At 68.3% G+C, this 17,875-nt stretch carries 14 protein-coding genes; 5 read left to right on the top strand and 9 right to left on the bottom strand.

What is annotated here, in order from left to right:
- The first annotated feature begins 32 nt into the window (after positions 1 to 32).
- Genes AB0M63_RS00165 through AB0M63_RS00155 form a run of 3 tightly spaced genes read left to right on the top strand, consistent with a single transcriptional unit; the run spans position 33 to position 1,877 of the window.
- Entirely contained in the window at positions 33 to 842 is an 810-nt protein-coding gene (locus AB0M63_RS00165; protein ID WP_366017821.1) for a helix-turn-helix transcriptional regulator, read from the top strand.
- Positions 842 to 1,081: a DUF397 domain-containing protein gene (locus tag AB0M63_RS00160; RefSeq protein WP_366017820.1), complete on the top strand. Its 240-nt coding sequence runs from the start codon at positions 842 to 844 to the stop codon at positions 1,079 to 1,081. The genes AB0M63_RS00165 and AB0M63_RS00160 overlap by 1 nt, the downstream gene beginning before the upstream one ends.
- Before the next feature lie 34 nt (positions 1,082 to 1,115).
- On the top strand, positions 1,116 to 1,877 hold the full coding sequence (locus AB0M63_RS00155; RefSeq protein ID WP_366017819.1) for a DUF4253 domain-containing protein: 762 nt from the start codon (positions 1,116 to 1,118) through the stop codon (positions 1,875 to 1,877).
- On the opposite strand, the gene AB0M63_RS00150 is transcribed toward AB0M63_RS00155, so the two are convergent.
- The 6 genes from AB0M63_RS00150 to AB0M63_RS00125 all read right to left on the bottom strand — a co-directional run bounded on the left by AB0M63_RS00150 (position 1,878) and on the right by AB0M63_RS00125 (position 10,444).
- Positions 1,878 to 2,162: a hypothetical protein gene (locus AB0M63_RS00150; RefSeq protein ID WP_366017818.1), complete on the bottom strand. Its 285-nt coding sequence runs from the start codon at positions 2,160 to 2,162 to the stop codon at positions 1,878 to 1,880.
- Entirely contained in the window at positions 2,162 to 6,871 is a 4,710-nt protein-coding gene (locus tag AB0M63_RS00145; protein WP_366017817.1) for a putative T7SS-secreted protein, read from the bottom strand. Before AB0M63_RS00145 ends, AB0M63_RS00150 begins: the two co-directional genes overlap by 1 nt.
- Positions 6,871 to 7,515 (bottom strand): hypothetical protein, encoded by a 645-nt coding sequence (locus AB0M63_RS00140; RefSeq protein WP_355923365.1) that lies wholly within the window; start codon positions 7,513 to 7,515, stop codon positions 6,871 to 6,873. The genes AB0M63_RS00145 and AB0M63_RS00140 overlap by 1 nt, the downstream gene beginning before the upstream one ends.
- Positions 7,515 to 8,024 (bottom strand): hypothetical protein, encoded by a 510-nt coding sequence (locus AB0M63_RS00135; RefSeq protein ID WP_355923363.1) that lies wholly within the window; start codon positions 8,022 to 8,024, stop codon positions 7,515 to 7,517. Before AB0M63_RS00135 ends, AB0M63_RS00140 begins: the two co-directional genes overlap by 1 nt.
- Before the next feature lie 218 nt (positions 8,025 to 8,242).
- Positions 8,243 to 9,460 (bottom strand): PLP-dependent aminotransferase family protein, encoded by a 1,218-nt coding sequence (locus AB0M63_RS00130; RefSeq protein ID WP_366017816.1) that lies wholly within the window; start codon positions 9,458 to 9,460, stop codon positions 8,243 to 8,245.
- A gap of 81 nt (positions 9,461 to 9,541) precedes the next feature.
- A complete protein-coding gene (locus tag AB0M63_RS00125) occupies positions 9,542 to 10,444 on the bottom strand; it encodes an SAM-dependent methyltransferase (protein WP_355923359.1) in 903 nt (300 codons plus the stop codon).
- Positions 10,445 to 10,740: 296 nt separating this feature from the next.
- Here AB0M63_RS00125 and AB0M63_RS00120 point away from each other — a divergent pair, with 296 nt between their 5' ends.
- Positions 10,741 to 10,893 carry a hypothetical protein gene (locus tag AB0M63_RS00120; protein WP_355923357.1) on the top strand — a complete coding sequence of 51 codons (153 nt, stop codon included), beginning with the start codon at positions 10,741 to 10,743 and terminating at the stop codon, positions 10,891 to 10,893.
- A 22-nt stretch (positions 10,894 to 10,915) separates the two neighbouring features.
- On the opposite strand, the gene AB0M63_RS00115 is transcribed toward AB0M63_RS00120, so the two are convergent.
- The 3 genes from AB0M63_RS00115 to hemB all read right to left on the bottom strand — a co-directional run bounded on the left by AB0M63_RS00115 (position 10,916) and on the right by hemB (position 12,914).
- Entirely contained in the window at positions 10,916 to 11,281 is a 366-nt protein-coding gene (locus AB0M63_RS00115) for a DUF805 domain-containing protein (protein WP_355923355.1), read from the bottom strand.
- A 233-nt stretch (positions 11,282 to 11,514) separates the two neighbouring features.
- Positions 11,515 to 11,880 (bottom strand): DUF805 domain-containing protein, encoded by a 366-nt coding sequence (locus tag AB0M63_RS00110; protein WP_355923353.1) that lies wholly within the window; start codon positions 11,878 to 11,880, stop codon positions 11,515 to 11,517.
- 38 nt (positions 11,881 to 11,918) lie between these two features.
- Positions 11,919 to 12,914: a porphobilinogen synthase gene (gene hemB / locus AB0M63_RS00105; protein WP_355923351.1), complete on the bottom strand. Its 996-nt coding sequence runs from the start codon at positions 12,912 to 12,914 to the stop codon at positions 11,919 to 11,921.
- A gap of 1,035 nt (positions 12,915 to 13,949) precedes the next feature.
- Here hemB and AB0M63_RS00100 point away from each other — a divergent pair.
- A complete protein-coding gene (locus AB0M63_RS00100; RefSeq protein WP_366017815.1) occupies positions 13,950 to 17,837 on the top strand; it encodes a P-loop NTPase fold protein in 3,888 nt (1,295 codons plus the stop codon).
- Positions 17,838 to 17,875 lie beyond the last annotated feature (38 nt).

Raw genomic sequence — 17,875 nt, 5'->3', positions numbered from 1 at the left:
CGGTGACGGGTGGATATGGGGAGCACCACAGCATGAATTCCAAGAAGAACCGCTCGACGATGCGGATGCTGGGCAAGCAGCTACAGGCGGCCCGCATGGCGGCGGGGCTCACCCAACGCGCCCTCGCCGAGCTGGCGATGATCGACGAGGAGACCATCGCGTCGATCGAGCAAGGCAGGCGGCCCTTGCTGTCGGACCTCGCCAAGACGCTGGACCGAATCCTCGACACGAAGGGCACGTTGGAGGCGGGGGTCGAGAATCTGCCGGAGATCGACCAGTTTCCGGTATTCGCCGAGGAGTACATCCTGCACGAGCGCGGGTCCATCGCCCTGTCGTGGTACGACACCTTGGTCGTTCCCGGTCTACTTCAGACCGAGGCGTACGCCCGGGCGCTGCTGAGCGGTCGCGTTCCCTCGTACGACGAGGACGAGTTGGAGACGAAGATCGCGGGCCGCATCAGCCGCCAGGAAATCCTGGAGCGCAAGGTTCCCCCGACGCTCAGCTTCGTCGTCTGGGAACCCGCGCTGCTGTGGCCCAACGGAGGTCGCGAGACGCACCTCAACCAACTGCGGTCCCTGCGCGAACACTCCGCGCTCCCGGGCCTGTCCTTCCAGATCCTGCCGCTGAGTCGAACCTCGCACGCGGGGGATGCAGGCGCCTTCACCCTCCTGGAGACACCCGACCACCAACACCTCGCCTACACCGAGTCTCAACGCGGCAGCCAGTGGGTTTCCAACCCGGATGAGGTGTCCATTCTGGCGCGCAAATATGCGATGCTGCGGACGCAGGCCCTCACCATCGAGGACTCCAGAAGCCTGCTGGACCGTCTGCTAGGAGACTAATGAGCACGGCACTTCAGTGGTTCAAGTCGAGCTACAGCAGCAGCGAAGGCGGCCAGTGTCTCGAAGTCGCCTACGCCTGGCGGAAGTCCAGCTACAGCGGCAGTGAGGGCGGAGCGTGCGTCGAGATCGCCACCTGCCCCCACACCATCCACATCCGCGACTCCAAGAACCCGGAAGCCACCGGCCCCACCCTCACCATCACCCCCACCGCCTGGGCGGCCTTCACCACATCCCGGTGAGCGATGTCAGTGGTCGCCTCTACAGTCTCTGATCATGGCGACTCTTCCCAACCCGCTGCCGAGGCTCGCGGCCCTCGGTCTCGAACTTCCGGCCGGCCGACTGATCGACGAGACCGACGAAGGCCCCTGGTCCGAGCCGCTGTTGTGGCTCGCGGACGAGCGGGCGATACCGGGCGCGTGGTCCGCGCTGCGCCAGACGGCGCGTCAGGCCGGTCTGCTTCCCGTCGTGTTGGAGGTCGGGGGCGACCAAGGCGGGCCGGAGAGGTGGGAGTTGAGTCCCGAGGAGGCGTCGTACCCCGGGGACCACGACGCCGACGAGGTGTTGGAGGAACTCTGGGAGGAGTTCACCGAGGAGGGCGACGAGTGGCCCGGCCTCGCCGAACCACTCACGTCGGAGGCCGATCCCGATGAGCGGGCCGCCGAGATCGCCAACTCCCTTGCGGGTGGCGGGCCCGGGGTCGAGGAGCCGCGGCTCGCGCTGGTACCGGCCCGCCGCAGCGCGGACATCCCGGCGGCCATCGGCTGGATGGGCCCGGCCAACCACGAGAACGACGTGGCCCGGCTCTGCGCCGTACTCCGCTCCTGGGAGGACCGCTTCGGCGTACGGCTCGTGGCCCTCGGCTACGACTGGCTGACCGTGTCCGTGGCGGCGCCGCCCGCCGACCTCGACGAGGCCGAGGAAGTGGCCGACGAGCACTTCGCCTTCTGTCCCGACAACATCGGTGGCATCGACGACCTTGAGGCGTACGCAGGGAAGCTGATCGGCGAGCGCGTCTGGCATTTCTGGTGGGACTGATCACTGACGCCGGTTGAACGGGTCCACTGACAGACATTCCTGGATACCGAGGAATCGACATTCCCCGGTTTCGCTGTGCACAGAGATAAAAGTGGGCCCATAGAGGAAGTACTTGTCATCCCGGGTGGCAATATACTTCACCGACTGGAAATTGAAGAAGAATGACTCACCCTTCCGCGCCTTCCATTCATCCTCTTCAAACAGAGCGACTTCATTATCCCAACCAGCACTCTTCTGACGGAGGAACTCAGCCGCCAGCCGCTCCGCTTGCTCCATCGTGTACATCAATTTGTCCTCATCAGCTTGAATGTCTTGAACAGGGCCGGATCCACAAATCCGGTCTGCGCGTCAAGGAAAAATACCCGACCCTGCGAGTTCACGATATTGAACACGTGACCCGCCCCGCTTTCGGGCAGCCCGGCCACTATACCGCGAGCACCGTCTCCGGAATTCCTGACATGGTCGACCATGTCCCAGAAACTCTTGTCCTCGAAGCTCCTGCCATAGACACTCTCCAGTCGGTCAAGGGACTGCAAGCCACCTATATCTCCGGGGACGGGCTTGATTCCCTCACCGGCAAGATATCGGTCCAGCGCTTCCCCGACATAGGTGCAGTTCTGCATCCCTCCCTCAGGATTGATCTGCTTCGCCAAGTCGGCCAGATTGGCCGTCTCATACGGCTTCGGCGGCACAATTGACTTCTGCGGAGCCAGGCCCAGCGGGTCGCACGCCACCTGAGGCCGGTCCGCATACGTGACGGGATTCGCCGCCGGGGCAAGGCCGAGGGGGTCCTGGCTGACGTAGCGGCCGACTTCGGGGTCGTAGTACCTGAGGTAGTTGTAGTTCAGGCCCGTCTCGGAGTCGAAGTACTGGCCGGGGAAACGTAGGGGTGTGTAGGCATGACTTTCCGCCGCCCAGGACACCTTGCCCCAGTGTGTGGCCCGTGCTCTCCAGGCGATGTCCCCTGATTCCCCGACCAGTTCGCTGGGGGCTCCCGAGACATCGGAGACGATGGCGAAGAACCGGGCGTCGATCTCCTCCTGCGAGGCCTGCGAGGCTTGCGAGACCTGCGAGGTCGACGCCGTCACCCTGCGCTCGCTCTGGGCGACCGCTTCCGGGCCGTGGAGATGCCACGTCAGGGTGACCGCGTCGCTCGAACTCCCCCAACTGGTCGTCTGTTCGCAGAGCCACGTGCCGTCCCACGTGAAGTCCACCCGCTCCAGCACGTCCACGCCGTTCTCCGCGAGGCGCTGCTTGTTCGTGCGTCTGCCCAGAGCGTCGTACTGGTACCGCCAGGTCGTGCCGTCCGGGGTGACGACCTGGGTGAGGCGGTCCTCCGCGTCCCAGCTGTAGCGCCAGGTGTCCGGCTTGCGGGAGAGCCGGGTCTTCTGGCGGAGAACGACACGTCCGGCGGCGTCGTGCTCGTACCGGATTCGGCCGGCGCCGACGACATCGGCGCCCTGATATGTGCGATCACCGCAGCCGTCGTCACCGAACTGACGCGACGGCCAGTGACCTTTGACCTGGTTGCCGACTTTGTCGTACGCGTACGACTCGACCCACCCGTCCCCGCTTACCCGAGTAGCCCGCCCCACCGGGTCCAGTTCGTACTCACGGACCCCGTTCAACTCGTCAAGGACCTTGGTCACGCTGCCGTCCGCGCGATATTCATAGGCCCTCGACTGGAGACGCCCCAGCGGGTGCTCCACGGCTTGCGAGGTCAGCCGGTTCATCTCGTCGAAGGACCGGGAAATACTCAGGGAGTCGTCGAATCGGCGACCGATTTCGCGGCCGACCCGGTCGTACTCCAGCGCGACGACGCGTCCGTCCGCCGTGAACCGGTGGAGTTGTCCCGCGGAGTCGTATTCCCAGGCACTCTCCACGCCCGCCGGCGTCGTACGGCCCGTCAGCTTTCCGAACTCGTCGTACCGGTAGGCCACTTCGCGGTCGTTGATCCGCTCGGAGACCACGCGCCCGTGCCGGTCACGGAGGAGGTTCAGGTTCGTGTGGGCGTTGGCGGCCTGGGCGATCTGGTCGGTGAAGTCGTAGGTGTACGTCATCACCTCGCCGTCGACGCTTTTCCGGACGACCTGCCCCAGTTCGTTGTGCTCGAAGGAGACGGTCTGTCCGAGCGCGTTCGTACGGGAGATCAGGTCCCCGGCCGCGTTGTAGGAGTAGCGGTTGACCCGGCCGCCGAAATCGGTCTCGCTGGTCAGTCGGCCGACCGCGTCGTATTCGTACGTCCAGACCAGACCGGCGGGGTTCGTCACCCTTGTCAGTCGCAGATCGTTGTCGTACGCGAACTCATAGCGGGAGCCGTCTGGCTCGACACGTTCGGTCAGCAGGTCGAAAGGGGAGTACCGGAAGCGGGTGACTCCCCCCATGGTGTCCGTGTGGGTGAGGCAGTTTCCCTCGCCGTCGTAGGTCCAGCTCTCCTCGGTTCCGTCCGGATGCACTCGGCGGGTGATCTTGCCCTCGACGGACCATTCGATCTTCCCGGTCTGTCCCAGCGGGTCCGTGGCGGACACGATGCGGCCGAGCGAATCCCGCTCGTACCGCATGACATTTCCCGCGTGATCACGTACCTCGACGGGCAGTCCTGCCGAGTCGGAGCGTATGCGGGTCACTCGGCCGTGCTGGTCACGCAGCTCGGACAAGTGCCCGGAATCGTCGTACGTGAAATGGGTCGTGCCGCCTGCCGAGTCGGCCACCAGAACCCGGTTGCCGCGTTCGTCGAATTCCTGACGAATCGCGCTTCCATCGGGGCGCACTATCCGCGTGGGGAGTCCGCGGTCGTCGTAGGAGAGGGTGGTGCTACGGCCGTCCGGGCGGGTGATCTCGGTCGGGTTCCCCGCCTCGTCGTACCGGAAGGACGTGGTGCGGCCTACCGCGTCGGTCTCGGACAGCAGGCGATTGAACCGGTCACGCGTGAAGCGTCTGGTGTTTCCCGAGGGATCGACGATGGCGACGATGTGGTCCAGTTCGTCGACGAAGTACTGGCGCACAGCGCCGTCGCCGTTCGTCGCCGTCGTGGTGCGCAGTCCGGTTTCCGGGTCCCTTTCGCCGTAGGACAGCCGCAGGCTCATATGGCCCGCGGAGCCGCCCTGCGCGATACACCGGTTCGCTTCGTCGTATGCGTAGGAGTACGCGTGTCCGTTCGTGTCGGTCCACGACGTGACTCTGAGCGCCTCGTCGTACGCGAACCCGAGAGGCAGCCCGGACGAATTGACGACTTCGGTGAGATTCCCCTGCGTGTAGCCGTACCGGATCAGTGGGAGATCCGATCCGTCCGCGTTCCCGCCGACCAGACACACGCTCTGGATCAGTCCGTCGGCGCTGTCGATCCGCAGCCGGTGTCCGGCGCTGTGCGCGATGCCCGACGGAGTCCCCGTCTCGTCGTACTCGAAGCTGATCCAGTGGCCGTTGCCGTCGTCGATCTGTACGAGTTCGGCCAGGTTCTCGTCGCGGTCCGCGAAGTGCCACACCTGCCGGGTCTGCGGATCGGTGACGGTGTAGCCGTCCGCTTCCCGGTCCAGGGGCCAGCGCGGACCGTGTCCGGGCAGGACGGGCAGGCCCGGTGCCGGATGCGGATAGTGGAGGCGCATTCCGTCCTCGTGGACGAAAGTGACGCCGGCCGACGTGATGTCCAGGCGCTGATCGACGGTGCTCGTCCACGAGGGGCCGAGCAGGCGGCCGTACGCGCGGCCCGACTCGACCCGGCGCTTGAAGGCGAACGGCAGCGAACCGGGGAGCGACAGGTCCGTCTGGGACAGGTACATCCGGCCGGTGGCCAGGTTGACCGGGTCCGTGCCCGCGGACTCCACATCCCCGGCGGCCTGGCTCTCGGCCGCGCTCGGGGTCTCCGCCAGAGCGCCCTCTTCGGCCGTCGCGGCCTCCGCACCGTCGGCGGCGAGCATGCCCTCCTCCGCCGCGGTTCCCGCACCGTCCGACGCCACGGCCAGGGCAACCTGGGGAATCAGTTCCCCGCCGAAGTTGTACGGGTCCGACTTGAACGACTTCCAGGCCGATTCCAGGGCGCGTTCGGGATGTGTGGCCTGGCTGACCACACCTCCGAGCAGCTGCACCTTGTTCTGCAGGAAGGCGGCCGGATGGGTGAGGTTGTAGGGGTCCATGGGGTTGAGGCTGCGGGCGAAGTTCAGGATGCCCGCCGTGCCCTTGACGAGACCGCCGACGACATGCGCCGAATCGACGTTGCCGGCCTCCAGAAGATCCGCGCCGTCCAGCTTCAGCTGCTGTACGACCGAAGGCTCCTTCGGCGCGTGCGCCAGCGCGGCCTTCAGCTTGGTCTCCGTCTCGGCGGCGATCGAGTTCCGCTGCCGCCGCGCCGCGTCGAGGACGTCCTGCGCCTCGCGCATCGAGGACGCGCCGGGATCCTCCTCGGGCGGGAGCGGGCCGGGGTCCTCGGTGCCCTGCTCCAGCTTGAGGTCGTAGGCGTCGACCTGCTTCTTGTGCGCGTCGGAGGCGGACTTGCCCTTCTTGTACAGGCGGATGGCCTCCTCGGCCTGCTTCTGCGCCCATTCGACCGTGTCGGCCAGGGCGTTCAGTGCCGTGGCCGCGTCCGAGCAGGCCGCTCCCGCCTGGAGCCACTTGGTCGGGTGCAGGGCGAACTTCTCGCGGAAGGTGTTCGCCGCCTCGCCCTTCCAGCCCGCCGAGTCCACGGCCTTCATGCCGACGCCGACCTCGTCGAAGGCCGTGGCGAACGCCAGCAGATGGGTGGCCTTCTCGCGGATCGTCGCCGGCTTGCCGTGGATCAGGCCACTCGGCTCGGCATCCGGCCCGAGCTGCTGTTCGGCGACGTGCGCGCCGAGATAGGAGGCGAGTTGGTCCCCGCCGTCCCGTACCTTCTGGGCCGTCCCGTGCGCGCCGACCTTGTCGAGGACGTCGCCGGTGAGATCGGCGCCCTCGTCGACGACATGCCCCACATCCCGCTTGGCGTCGTCGAAGAGTCCCTTGCCCTTGCTCCAGATCGACATCAGCCCTGGCCCTCCGGCTTGAGGCCGAGCGACTTGCTCACCGCGGCGTCGTAGTCGTCCTGGTCCATGCCGAGGGTGGTGGGCGCCGCCTCCACGCCGGGCACGACCTCCGCGGTCGCCACGTCACGTGCCATTCCCTTGAGGACCTGTTCCGAGTTTGCGGCACCGTCCTCGAAGGACTTCGCGCTGTAGTCCGGGTCCAGCCATGCGGGCTTCGCCAGTTGGCCCCAGCTCTGCTTCTCGATCTGGTCCTCCGTGGCGTACGGGTTTCCCTCCAGGGAGTTCAGGCCGACCTTGAGCGAGTTCTTCACGGTCTGGTCCGACTGGTACTGCGTCCCCGCGGCGAGACCCACCGATTCCGCGAAGCGGTTTCCCTCACTGACGAGGGATCGCACACCCCATTGCCAGCGCTCGCAGAACGAGTGGAAGACGGCTCCGACGGCGTCGTCGCCGATCGTCAGGCCGTCCATCTCCAGGTCGTCGAACCCGCGCCCCGCGCCCGACCAGCCCACCTTGTCGAGAAAGCCCAGCTTCCCCAACTCGGCCAGCGCCTTGTCGATCCCGTCGGCGATCAGCGCCAGCCCGACGACCTGCAGATCCGGCCCGGCACCGCCTTCGCCACCCTGGGGAACCTCCGCCGTCATTACCGCCCCGTCTCTCCGCCCGGCCCGGTGGCCGTCGCCTCGCCCGACCGCGAACCGGACAACTCCGGTCCGTCCACCGCGACTTCCTCGGGCACGATCCCCACCACCGGCGGCAGCACGAGCCCTCGCTCACCGTCCGCCACGTCCACCAGCACCCCGCACGGCACGCCCGACCCGGCCACGGTCGGTACGGCCGCGTCGAGCAGAGCGGCACCCCACACGCCCCGGTACGGCCATCCCCGGCCGCCTTCTCCCCGGGCCAGCGCATACCGGGCCAACGCACCCTCGCCGGTGAACGCGAGGATCCACCGCACCCCGCCCGCATCGACGGTCAGGGGCGCCTCCGCCGCACCGTCCGGCCCGGTCAGCGGGCCCATCGGGACCAGCACCCGCGACCGCCGGAACTCACCCAGCCGGTCAAGGAACCGCCGTCGGCGCGCCGCCACCCGCGCGGCCTCGCCATCGGCCGGGCCGCTCCGCGCGCTCTCTTCGCTCGCCGTCCGGATCACCGTCTGATCGGCGATGTCCGCCAACCGCGACCGCGGCAACCCCGACGCGGATCCACTCGCCGCCGTATCCACCAAGCCCCCGTCGCAGGACGGCCGTTCGCCCTCGTTCAGTGATCAAACCCCACGAGGCTCACACGTTGCGATTGCCATCTGCAACCCAATGCGAGGCAACGAAGAACAAAGGAACTCCCAAGAGGAAGGCTCTGAGACGTCCCGAGTCAACGCACCCCCGCCCGCAGCCCCTCCCCCAGCCGCCGCAGCCCCTCCCCGATCCGCTCCGGCGTCTGCGTCACGAAGCACAGCCGCATCGTCGACCGGTCGGCCTCCCCGGCGTAGAAGGGCGCACCCGGCACATAGGCCACGTCATGCCGCACCACCCGCGACAGCAGGTCCGTCGTGTCGTACGACTCCGGGAGCCGCGCCCAGAGGAACATGCCGCCCTCGGGGCGCTCCCAACTCGACCCCTCCGGGAGTGAGTTGGCGAGGCCCGCGAGCATGGCGTCACGCCGCTCCCGGTATGCGGCCGCGACCCGCGCGACATGCGCGTCGAGGTCGTTGTCCGCCAAGTACCGTGCCGCGGCGAGCTGGTTGACGGTCGGGGTGTGCAGGTCGGCGGCCTGTTTGGCGACGACGCAGGCCCGCAGCAGCTCGGCCGGCGCGCGCAGCCAGCCCAGACGGAGACCGGGGGCCATCACCTTGGAGAAGGAACCGAGCAGGACCGTACGGTCCGTCGCGCCCTCCTGGGCGGCGATCCACGGCAACCGCTCGCCCTCGAAGCGGAGTTCGCCGTAGGGATCGTCCTCCACGAGCCACAGCCCGCGCCGCGCGGCGACGGCGGCGACCTCGGCCCGGCGGGCGGCGGACATGGTGCGGCCGGTGGGGTTCTGGAAGGTCGGCACGGTGTAGAGCAGTTTGGGCCGCTCCCGGACCACCAGCTCGTCCAGCGCCTCGGGATCGACCCCCTCGCCGTCGCCCGGCACGGCGACGACCCGGGCGCCCGCGAACGCGAAGACCTGAAGTGCCGCCAGATAACAGGGACTTTCGACGAGGACGACATCCCCCGGTTCCAGCAGCGCGGTCGCGAGCAGCGAGAGCGCCTGCTGTGATCCGGTGGTGACGAGGAGGTCGGCGGCGTCGGTGGGCAGCCCGCGGGCCGAGGTGCGCGCGGCGAGCGCGGCGCGCAGGTCCGGCTCGCCCTCGGTCGTCGCGTACTGGAGCGCCCGCTCGGGCGTCTCGGCGAGGACCGCCCGGTACGCGGCGGCGATGCCGGTGGTGTCGAAGAGGTCGGGGGCCGGCAGCCCGCCCGCGAAGTTGATCACTTCGGGGCGGGCGGTGACGGCGAGGATGTCCCGGACCGGCGAACCGCCGATCGCACGGGCCCGCGCGGCGAGCGGCGGGAGAACGGCAGGGGCGGGGGCGGGCTCGATGACAGTCATGCCGGACAGCGTAGAAAGGTAGGTGCCGCCTACAAGCACGTTTTCGCGATCCGGACAGCCCGGGATTCCGCCCCCGGCCGGTCAGGCCTTGCGGCCCGTCGCCCCGTACACGTTGATGTCGTCGTCCGTCACATCGTTGATGTCCCGGTAGGTGATCTTCTCGATGTCGTCGAGGCTGTCGAAGTACGCCTGCTCCACCGCCGGCGGGGCGGGCGCCGGGCTCGGGTGCCAGTGGTGGGCGGGGACCACACCGGGCTCGTCCAGGGTGATGCCCGGCGTCTCGGTGAAGAACCGCTCGACCTCGTCCTTCGTGCGGAACACGAAGGTGAACCCCCGCTCCGTGTACGTCCGTTGCACCGCACGGGTCGGGATCGGGTGGAGTTCGTCCGTGAGGTGGCTGAGCACCAGGTGGCTGCCGGAGGGCAGCACATCCACCAGGTCGCGCACCAGCGGGTACGCCTCGTCGTCCTCCACGAAGTGCAGGATCGCCACCAGCATCAGGGCGATCGGCTCGTTGAAGTCGAGGGTCTTGGCGGCCTGTTCGAGGATGTCGGCCGGCCGGCGCAGGTCCGCGTCGATGTAGTCGGTACGGCCCTCGGGGCTGCTGGTGAGCAGGGCGCGGGCGTGCGCCAGCACCACCGGGTCGTTGTCGACGTACACGATCCGCGCCTCGGGGTCGACGCCCTGCGCGATCTGGTGCACGTTCTCCGCGGTGGGCAGTCCGGTGCCGATGTCGAGGAACTGGCGGATGCCGTGCTCCTGCGACAGCCGGGTCACCGCGCGGCGCATGAAGTCCCGGTTGTGCCGTACGTCGAGATAGCCGCGCGGGTTGGCGGCGAGCGCGGCGGCGGCTGCCTCGCGGTCGACGGGGTAGTTGTCCTTGCCGCCGAGGAAGACGTCGTAGACGCGGGCCGAGTGGGCCTTGGTGGTGTCGATCCTCCTTCTCAGCTCGGCGGGATCCTGGCTGAGGGCGTCACCGGACATGGGCGTCTCCCAGAAGAGTGGTCGTTCGAAGGACAACCGGAGCGATGGTCACAAGCGGCGGTCAACAACCTAACTCCCGCCGGGACTTGATGGTGCCCAAGTCCACGGGTCGGTGGCTGTGAAGTCTCCGGGCCCTTCCCCGCGTCCCACGCCGTGCCCGGGAAGCCCGGCGTCCCCGCAGGTCAGCACCCGCGGGACGGTTACGGCGTCCCGAATCCGGCGGCAGCCGTAGCGCCCGCCCCGCGCGAGCGCCCAAGCTGCGTCCGACGACACTTCGCTTCCACAGGGGGAGACCCATGCCCGTCCGCACCACCCGCGTCCGTCTCCTGGCCACCGCGGCGGCCGTCCTCGTCGCGCTGCTGCTCTCGGGATGCAAGGACGGCATGGGCGTACGCGACGAGGGCCCGTCGGGCGCGACCCCCACCTCGTCGGCGGGGTCCACGCCCTGACGGGCCCTCGTGGCGCGGATGATCAGACGTGCGCGGGAACCCCGCCGACGGCCTTCGGGTTCGGGCCGTACTGGTTGTCGCCGGGCTCGCTGTCCGAGCAGGTGAAGACCAGCAGGGTGATGGGGCCGGCGATCGGCACGATCCCGAAGAGCAGCCACCAGCCGGAACGGCCGGTGTCGTGCAGGCGGCGGACGCCGACTGCCAGGCTGGGCAGCAGGATCGCGACGTAGAAGATGGCCACGATGGCGGGCATCTTGATGGCGAACCCGATGCCGAGCAGTACGGCCTCGATGATCATGACGAACAGCGCGTACATCCAGTACTCCTTGCGGCGCGCCCGCCCGCTGAATACCGCGTACTTCTTCAGCACTTCGATGAACCAGCTCATGGTGTCCCCCAGGGATCGACGTCCAGACCATCCGGAACGGATCAGGCCAGGCGCAGAACGTAGGGACGCTGATGCGGACGCGTCAAATCCGCATAAGCACGGGACGGACATGGCGTTTCCGGGGCACAACACCCCATCATCACCGGCGATTTCGGGCCAGCACCCCGCCACACCCCGAACCGAGATCGCCCCGAAGCCGGAACGATCTCGAAGCGTTGCCGACCGGCCGGTGCTCAGAGGTGGGCGGGGATCACCTTGGGGCACGAGCCGAACCGGTTCTCGCCCGGCTCGCTCTCCGTGCACAGGAAGACCAGCATGACGACGGTGCCGACGAACGGCACGAAGCCGATGAGGAACCACCAGCCCGAACGGTCCGTGTCATGCAGCCGCCGGACGGTGACGGCCACGGCGGGCAGCAGGCTCCCCACGATGACGAGGAACGCGGCGACGACGAGAGCCGGGGACTCGGCCGAGACCCCGAGGCCGGCCAGCGCGACGTACGCCCCGTAGACGACGAGCACGAACGTCCAGTACTCCCCGCGCCGCGCGCGCCCGCTGAACACCGCGTACTTGCGCAGCGGTTCGACAAACCAGTCCACCCCGAGTCCCCCCGCCCCTCCCCTGCCCCTCCTCTGTCTCAGTCGCGCAGCTTCTGCGCGGCCTCCACGGCCCAGTACGTCAGGATGTTCCGCGCCCCGGCCCGCTTGATCCCGGTCAGTGTCTCGAAGATCGCACGGTCCCGGTCCACCCAGCCCTTCTCGGCGGCGGCCTCGACCATCGAGTACTCGCCGGAGATCTGGTAGGCGGCGACGGGCACGTCCACCGCGTCGGCGACCTTGGCCAGGATGTCCAGATAGGGCCCGGCCGGCTTCACCATCACCATGTCGGCGCCCTCCTCCAGGTCGAGCGCCAACTCCCGCAGGGACTCACGCCAGTTGGCCGGGTCCTGCTGGTAGGTCTTGCGGTCTCCCTTGAGCGAGGAACCGACGGCCTCGCGGAACGGCCCGAAGAACGCGGACGAATACTTCACGGTGTACGCGAGGATCGACACGTCCTCCCGCCCGATCTGGTCGAGCGCGTCCCGGACGACCCCGATCTGCCCGTCCATCATCCCGCTCGGCCCGACGACATGGGCCCCCGCGTCGGCCTGCACCTGAGCCATCTCGGCGTACCTCTCCAGCGTGGCGTCGTTGTCGACGCGCCCCTGCTCGTCCAGCACACCGCAGTGGCCGTGGTCGGTGGTCTCGTCGAGGCACAGGTCGGACATGACGAGCAGCTCGTCCCCGACCTCGGCCCGCACATCCCGCAGCGCGACCTGGAGAATCCCGTCCGGGTCGGTCCCCGGCGTCCCGAGCGCGTCCTTCTTGCTCTCCTCCGGCACCCCGAACAGCATGATCCCGGAGATCCCCGCCGCCACCGCCTCGGCGGCCGCCTTCTTCAGACTGTCCCGCGTGTGCTGTACGACCCCGGGCATCGCCGAGATCGGCACCGGCTCGGAGATTCCCTCCCGCACGAACGCCGGAAGGATGAAGTCGGCGGGATGCAACCGGGTCTCGGCGACCATGCGGCGCATGACGGGGGTGGTCCGCAGCCGCCGGGGGCGCGAGCCGGGAAAGGATCCGTACGTCGTCATGACTTCTACGCTACGCCCGCCCCGGGGGCACCTTTGCCGACGGGCAGTCGGGGCGACGGCGATGCCCGAACCTCGGGACGGGGACGCCGCGCATCTGCGACGCTGACAGGCTGTGACACCGCCTGTGCGGGACGCGCGGAGGCGAACGGGGTGGGGATTCCCGGAGGGGGCTGCACATTCATGGGACGACGGGCGATTCTCATCGCGGGTTCGGATTTCAGCAGCGGTAGCACGGAACGGTCCGAAAAATATCCGCCGATTCCGTTCGCCGAGAAACGTACGATGGACCTCTCCGGAGCACTCGCCCGCTTCGATTTCGAATGTTCGGGCATCGTGAACGCGACGTCCCATCGGATGAACGAGGAAATTCGGCAAGCGTTCCACGATGGCGGCCCCGAGGACTTCCTCGTGGTTCACGTGCTCGGCCACAGCCGTTCAGGACCCCACGGCGGCCTGAGCATCATGGGGAGCGATGGCGACACGAGAGAGTACGCCTCGGCAAACGAATGGATCAGCACCCTCAGTGGCATGACGGAGGGGCCGCAGACCCTGTTCATCCTCGACATCTGCAACGGCGGGACCGCGATCCCCATGACCGAGTACGCGAACCTGCCTCGGCCTGCCCCGAACGAGCGAACGTGGATCATCGCCGGAACCGACAGCCGCGAAATGGCATTCAACGGGAACTTCACGCAAGCGATCACTCGTGTTCTCGCATCCATCAGCGACGGAGACAGCAACCTGAGTCCGGATCTCGCCTATGCGCCGTTTTCGTACATCACCCGAGAAACCCAGCGCGAACTTACCTCCGCCTCTCAGGAGACCTTTCCCCAGACGGTCGTCATCGGCCCGGGAGATACCCTGGACGCCTCGGAGTTCCGGTTCTTTCCGAATCCCGATCACACTGCACCGCCAACCACCAGTCATGGCGACCGCGTCTGGTGTGTCTCATCCCTTGTCGAGACGCGCGGGACGCCACGCATCGCGGTCGGCGGCGACGAGTCGCTCCGCGTCTTCGACCCGCGCACCAGAGCCTTGACCGCCAATACCCGCGCAGACGGTGTCTTCGCCGTGGTGCCGGTACCGCTGCAGGACCTGTTGGTGTGCGCGGGGAGGAGCGGCGCCGTAGAGGTCCGGTCCGCTGTCGACCTGGGGTTGCGCAGGGAACTCTGGTCGCACTCCGCGCAGGTCAACGATCTGGACTGCGTTGTCGGGGATGGGCACTGGGCGGTGTGGTCCGTCTCCGACGACGGCTCTCTGTGGAGCGGTGACATCGACGGGGGTACCCGGGTCCACATCCCCAGGGCACACGACGGTTTCGCCAACGCGGTAGTCGCCATCGGCTCCTTCGTTGTCTCGGCGGGCTCGCACGGGGACGTGGCGGCCTGGGACTCGACCACAGGTGACCTGAAGTGGCGGGTGTCCGAGCACTCCGGCCCCGTGCACCGGCTGGCTGCGCTGGGGGTCGAGGGCAGCGTGGCGATCGTCAGCGGTGGTGACGACGGCGCCCTTCGCATCTGGGACCTGTCCGACGGGACACTCCTGCGCACTCTCCCCGCCCGCTCGACACCGATCCGGGCCATGACCGTACTTTCCGCGCCGGGCCACTGCGTGGCCGTCGGAGGTCCGACCGAGCCGGTGAGCGTCTGGGACGTGGCCACGGGCGAGAAGGTGGCCGCCCTCGCGGACGGATCGGACATCTGGTCACTGGCGGTCGACGAGGTGGGCGGAGAGATCCGGTTGTTCACCGGAGGCGACGAGGGTCTGGTCCCGCTGTCGCTCCCCGACTCGGTATCGGCTGCCGCACCCCGATCTCCGGATCCACAGTCCGCGGCCGCACCTCAAGCCCCGGCCCCGCCGACCATCCTCCACGCCGGCTACACCGCCGACGTAGCCGAGGGCACCGACCGGCTGGGCATAGCCCAACAGGTTGACACCCTCTGCCAGTTGATCATGGCCCGCGAGGTGCGACCACCCCTGTCGATCGGGCTCTTCGGCGACTGGGGCACCGGCAAGTCCTTCTTCATGGCCCAGATGCGGAAACGCGTCGAGGAACTCGTGCACAGGGCGAACCAGGCCGACCTGGAGGAGGGCGGTTCCGGGCTGTGCAGTGGTGTGTGCGAGATCCAGTTCAACGCCTGGCACTACCTCGACGCCAACCTCTGGTCCGGCCTGGCATCCGCCATCTTCGACCGGCTCGCGCTCGGTGGCGCCCCTACGCGCGAAGTCCTGCACGACCTACCGTCCGTCCAGACGCTGCGCCAGGAACTGCTGGCCAAACGGGAGACAGCGCAGGCCCAACTCGACGAGGTGGCCCAGGATCTGGCCCAGGAGGACCCTGTCGGCATCCGTGACGTCCTCACCCTCGACCATCTGAAACAGGTCCAGGACGTCCTCACGGAACCGGTGCTGAAACAGACCAAGTCGGCGCTCACCGAAGCGGGGATCTCCCCCAAGGAGATCGGCAGGCTGGAACTGCGGGCCACGGAATCCGTGGGCTACGTCCGGAGGTTGTGGCTGCTGCTCCGCAGGGGCAAGCCGTCGGTCCGGCTGCTCATGCTGCTGGCGATCGTCCTCGTCGTGGTCGGCGGCCCGTCGCTCTCCGTCGTACTGCGGAACCTGCTGGGCACAGGCATCAGCGCCATCGCCCCCTTCCTGCTCTGCTGCGTCGGGGCCTCAGCCATCGCCGGGCCGTACCTGTCCAGGCTGGGACGGGCACTTCGAGTGGCCGAGGACGCGGTACGGCAGGTCGACGAGCACCGTCGTATCCCGTTGCGCGCCAAGCAGGAGGCCCTACGACGCCGTATCACCCGGATCGAGGAGGAGACCGCGTCGATCGACGACAGCATCCGGGAGTTGCGCCAGGAGTCCAGCCTGCGCGCCTTCGCCCTCAAGCGCCTGGCCGCAGACGAGTACCGGCAGCACGAAGGCCTGATGGCCCTCCTCCGCCGGGACCTCGAAGAACTCAGCCGCCGGTTCACCGCGCCGGATTCCGGCCGCACTGCCGCACCCGACCTCGAACGCATCGTCCTCTACATCGACGACCTCGACCGATGTCCGCCGCACCGCGTCGTCGAAGTCCTCCAGGCGATCCAACTCCTGCTCGCCTTCCCGCTGTTCGTGGTGGTCGTCGGCGTGGACGCGCGCTGGCTGCTGCGCTCGGTCCACACGCACTACCGGGACGTACTGGGTTCCGACGGTCTGTCCACGGTGGCAAAGGACAGCCGGCACTGGGCCTCCACTCCACAGAACTACCTGGAGAAGATCTTCCAGATCTCCCTGTGCCTGCCGCCCATGTCCGAGGACGGGTACACCAGCCTGGTCGGCGCGGACCTGGGCGAGTTCCTGCCCGATGCCCCCGGCGAGCACACGGACACCGACACCGGGCGACCCGCGACGCGTCGGGAGCCGACTGCCCAGACGGCGCCTGGGCCCCTGCGGACGGCACCGACCGCCGCGCCCGAAGCCACCCCCGAACCCGCCGCCGATCCCCAGACCCGCAGGGTCGACGCTCGTGAGTTGCACAAGTTCAAGGATGTCGTCGGCCCAGTCGCCGCCGTCGCTCTCCGCGACGATCACCCGCTGCTCCTGTCCGTGAGCTCGTCGGCCGTCCTCACCCACCGGGACCTCCGGCAACGCGAAGCCCCGTCGCTGACACAGAAGATCACCGATGGCCGGCTCGCGACCGCCGAGATCACCACGGACGGACGGGTGCTGCTCACCGGCGCGTTCGGAGAGTCCGGCGAGTCGCGGCATACCGTGGCGCTGACAACGGACGCGCGCGGCAACACGGTGAGCAGCGTCAGCCTCCCGGCCTCCACCGAGCGCCCGGCAGCGGCCAACGCGATCTTCTCGGACAGCGGAACCAAAATCGCCATGTCATGGTCCGAGGCGGACGGAGCCGCGGGGCACGTCCGGGACAGAATCCTGCCGGGCGCCAACGAAATGGACACCACCGCGCCGACAACGCCAGGTGCGCTGCTCGCCTGGCACGACTCGTGGGAACTGGTCGGGGATGTCGATGGCATCCGGCTGCGTGCCACCGACGGCACGTCGTCCGATGCCTTCGTCATCACCGATCCCTTCGAGCGTGTCGTACTCGACCCGACGACCGGGAAAATGGCGCTCCTCGGCACACACACGCTGCTGGGCCTGTGGTCCACGGCCGGCACACCGAAAGAGATCAGACCGGTGCAGCCTCTCCCAGAGTTGCAGGGCACCCTGCGGATCGCGTTCAGCACAACCAACCTGATCGCCATCTCCGATGACACCCGAGTCCGTGTGTGGGACCTCGCCTCCGGCGCCCTCCACACCGAGCTGACGGCCGCCTCGGCCGTAACCGCACTGGCCTTCTCGCCCAACGGGCGCCGCCTGGCAACGGGTTCGCAGGACGGGACCGTGCAGATCTGGGCGGTCGAGAACTCCGATCCGGACGTCGCCCGCAAACTTGAGGCGCTCCGGCTGACCCGTGCCGAGCACGACATGATCACGTCCGTCGGGCCCCTCATCTCCACACCCCGGACCGCGAGACGGCTGGTGAACACCTACCGTCTGCTGCGCACGTGTCTCAGCGGCCCGGACATCGAGCGCGTCCGCTCGGGGGACCACGCACCGCTGATCCTGCTGCTCGCCGTACTCATCGGATATCCCGCCCAGGGGGCGGCGGTACTGGAGGACCTGCTCCACGGCGACGCCCTGCCCGGGGCGTTCACGGCCCTGCTCCGCCGTGAACGCCCTGAACACCTGAACCAACTCCCGGCGACAGACGCCGACTCCGAAGGTCCGCGGTACATCTGGGCCCGCCTCGCATCGGTCACCGCCGACATCGCCACCAGGACCGGCACTTCGGACGAAACGGCCGACTACCGGCGCTGGGCTCCGTACGTCGCCCGGTTCTCCTTCCGCACCGGGCACCTGCTGTGACCGGGCGCGGCGGGAGGGCGGAATTGCGGGGAGAACTC

Source organism: Streptomyces sp. NPDC051576, assembly GCF_040681835.1.
Taxonomy (GTDB): Bacteria; Actinomycetota; Actinomycetes; order Streptomycetales; family Streptomycetaceae; genus Streptomyces.
This window is presented reverse-complemented; position numbering and strand designations above follow the sequence as displayed.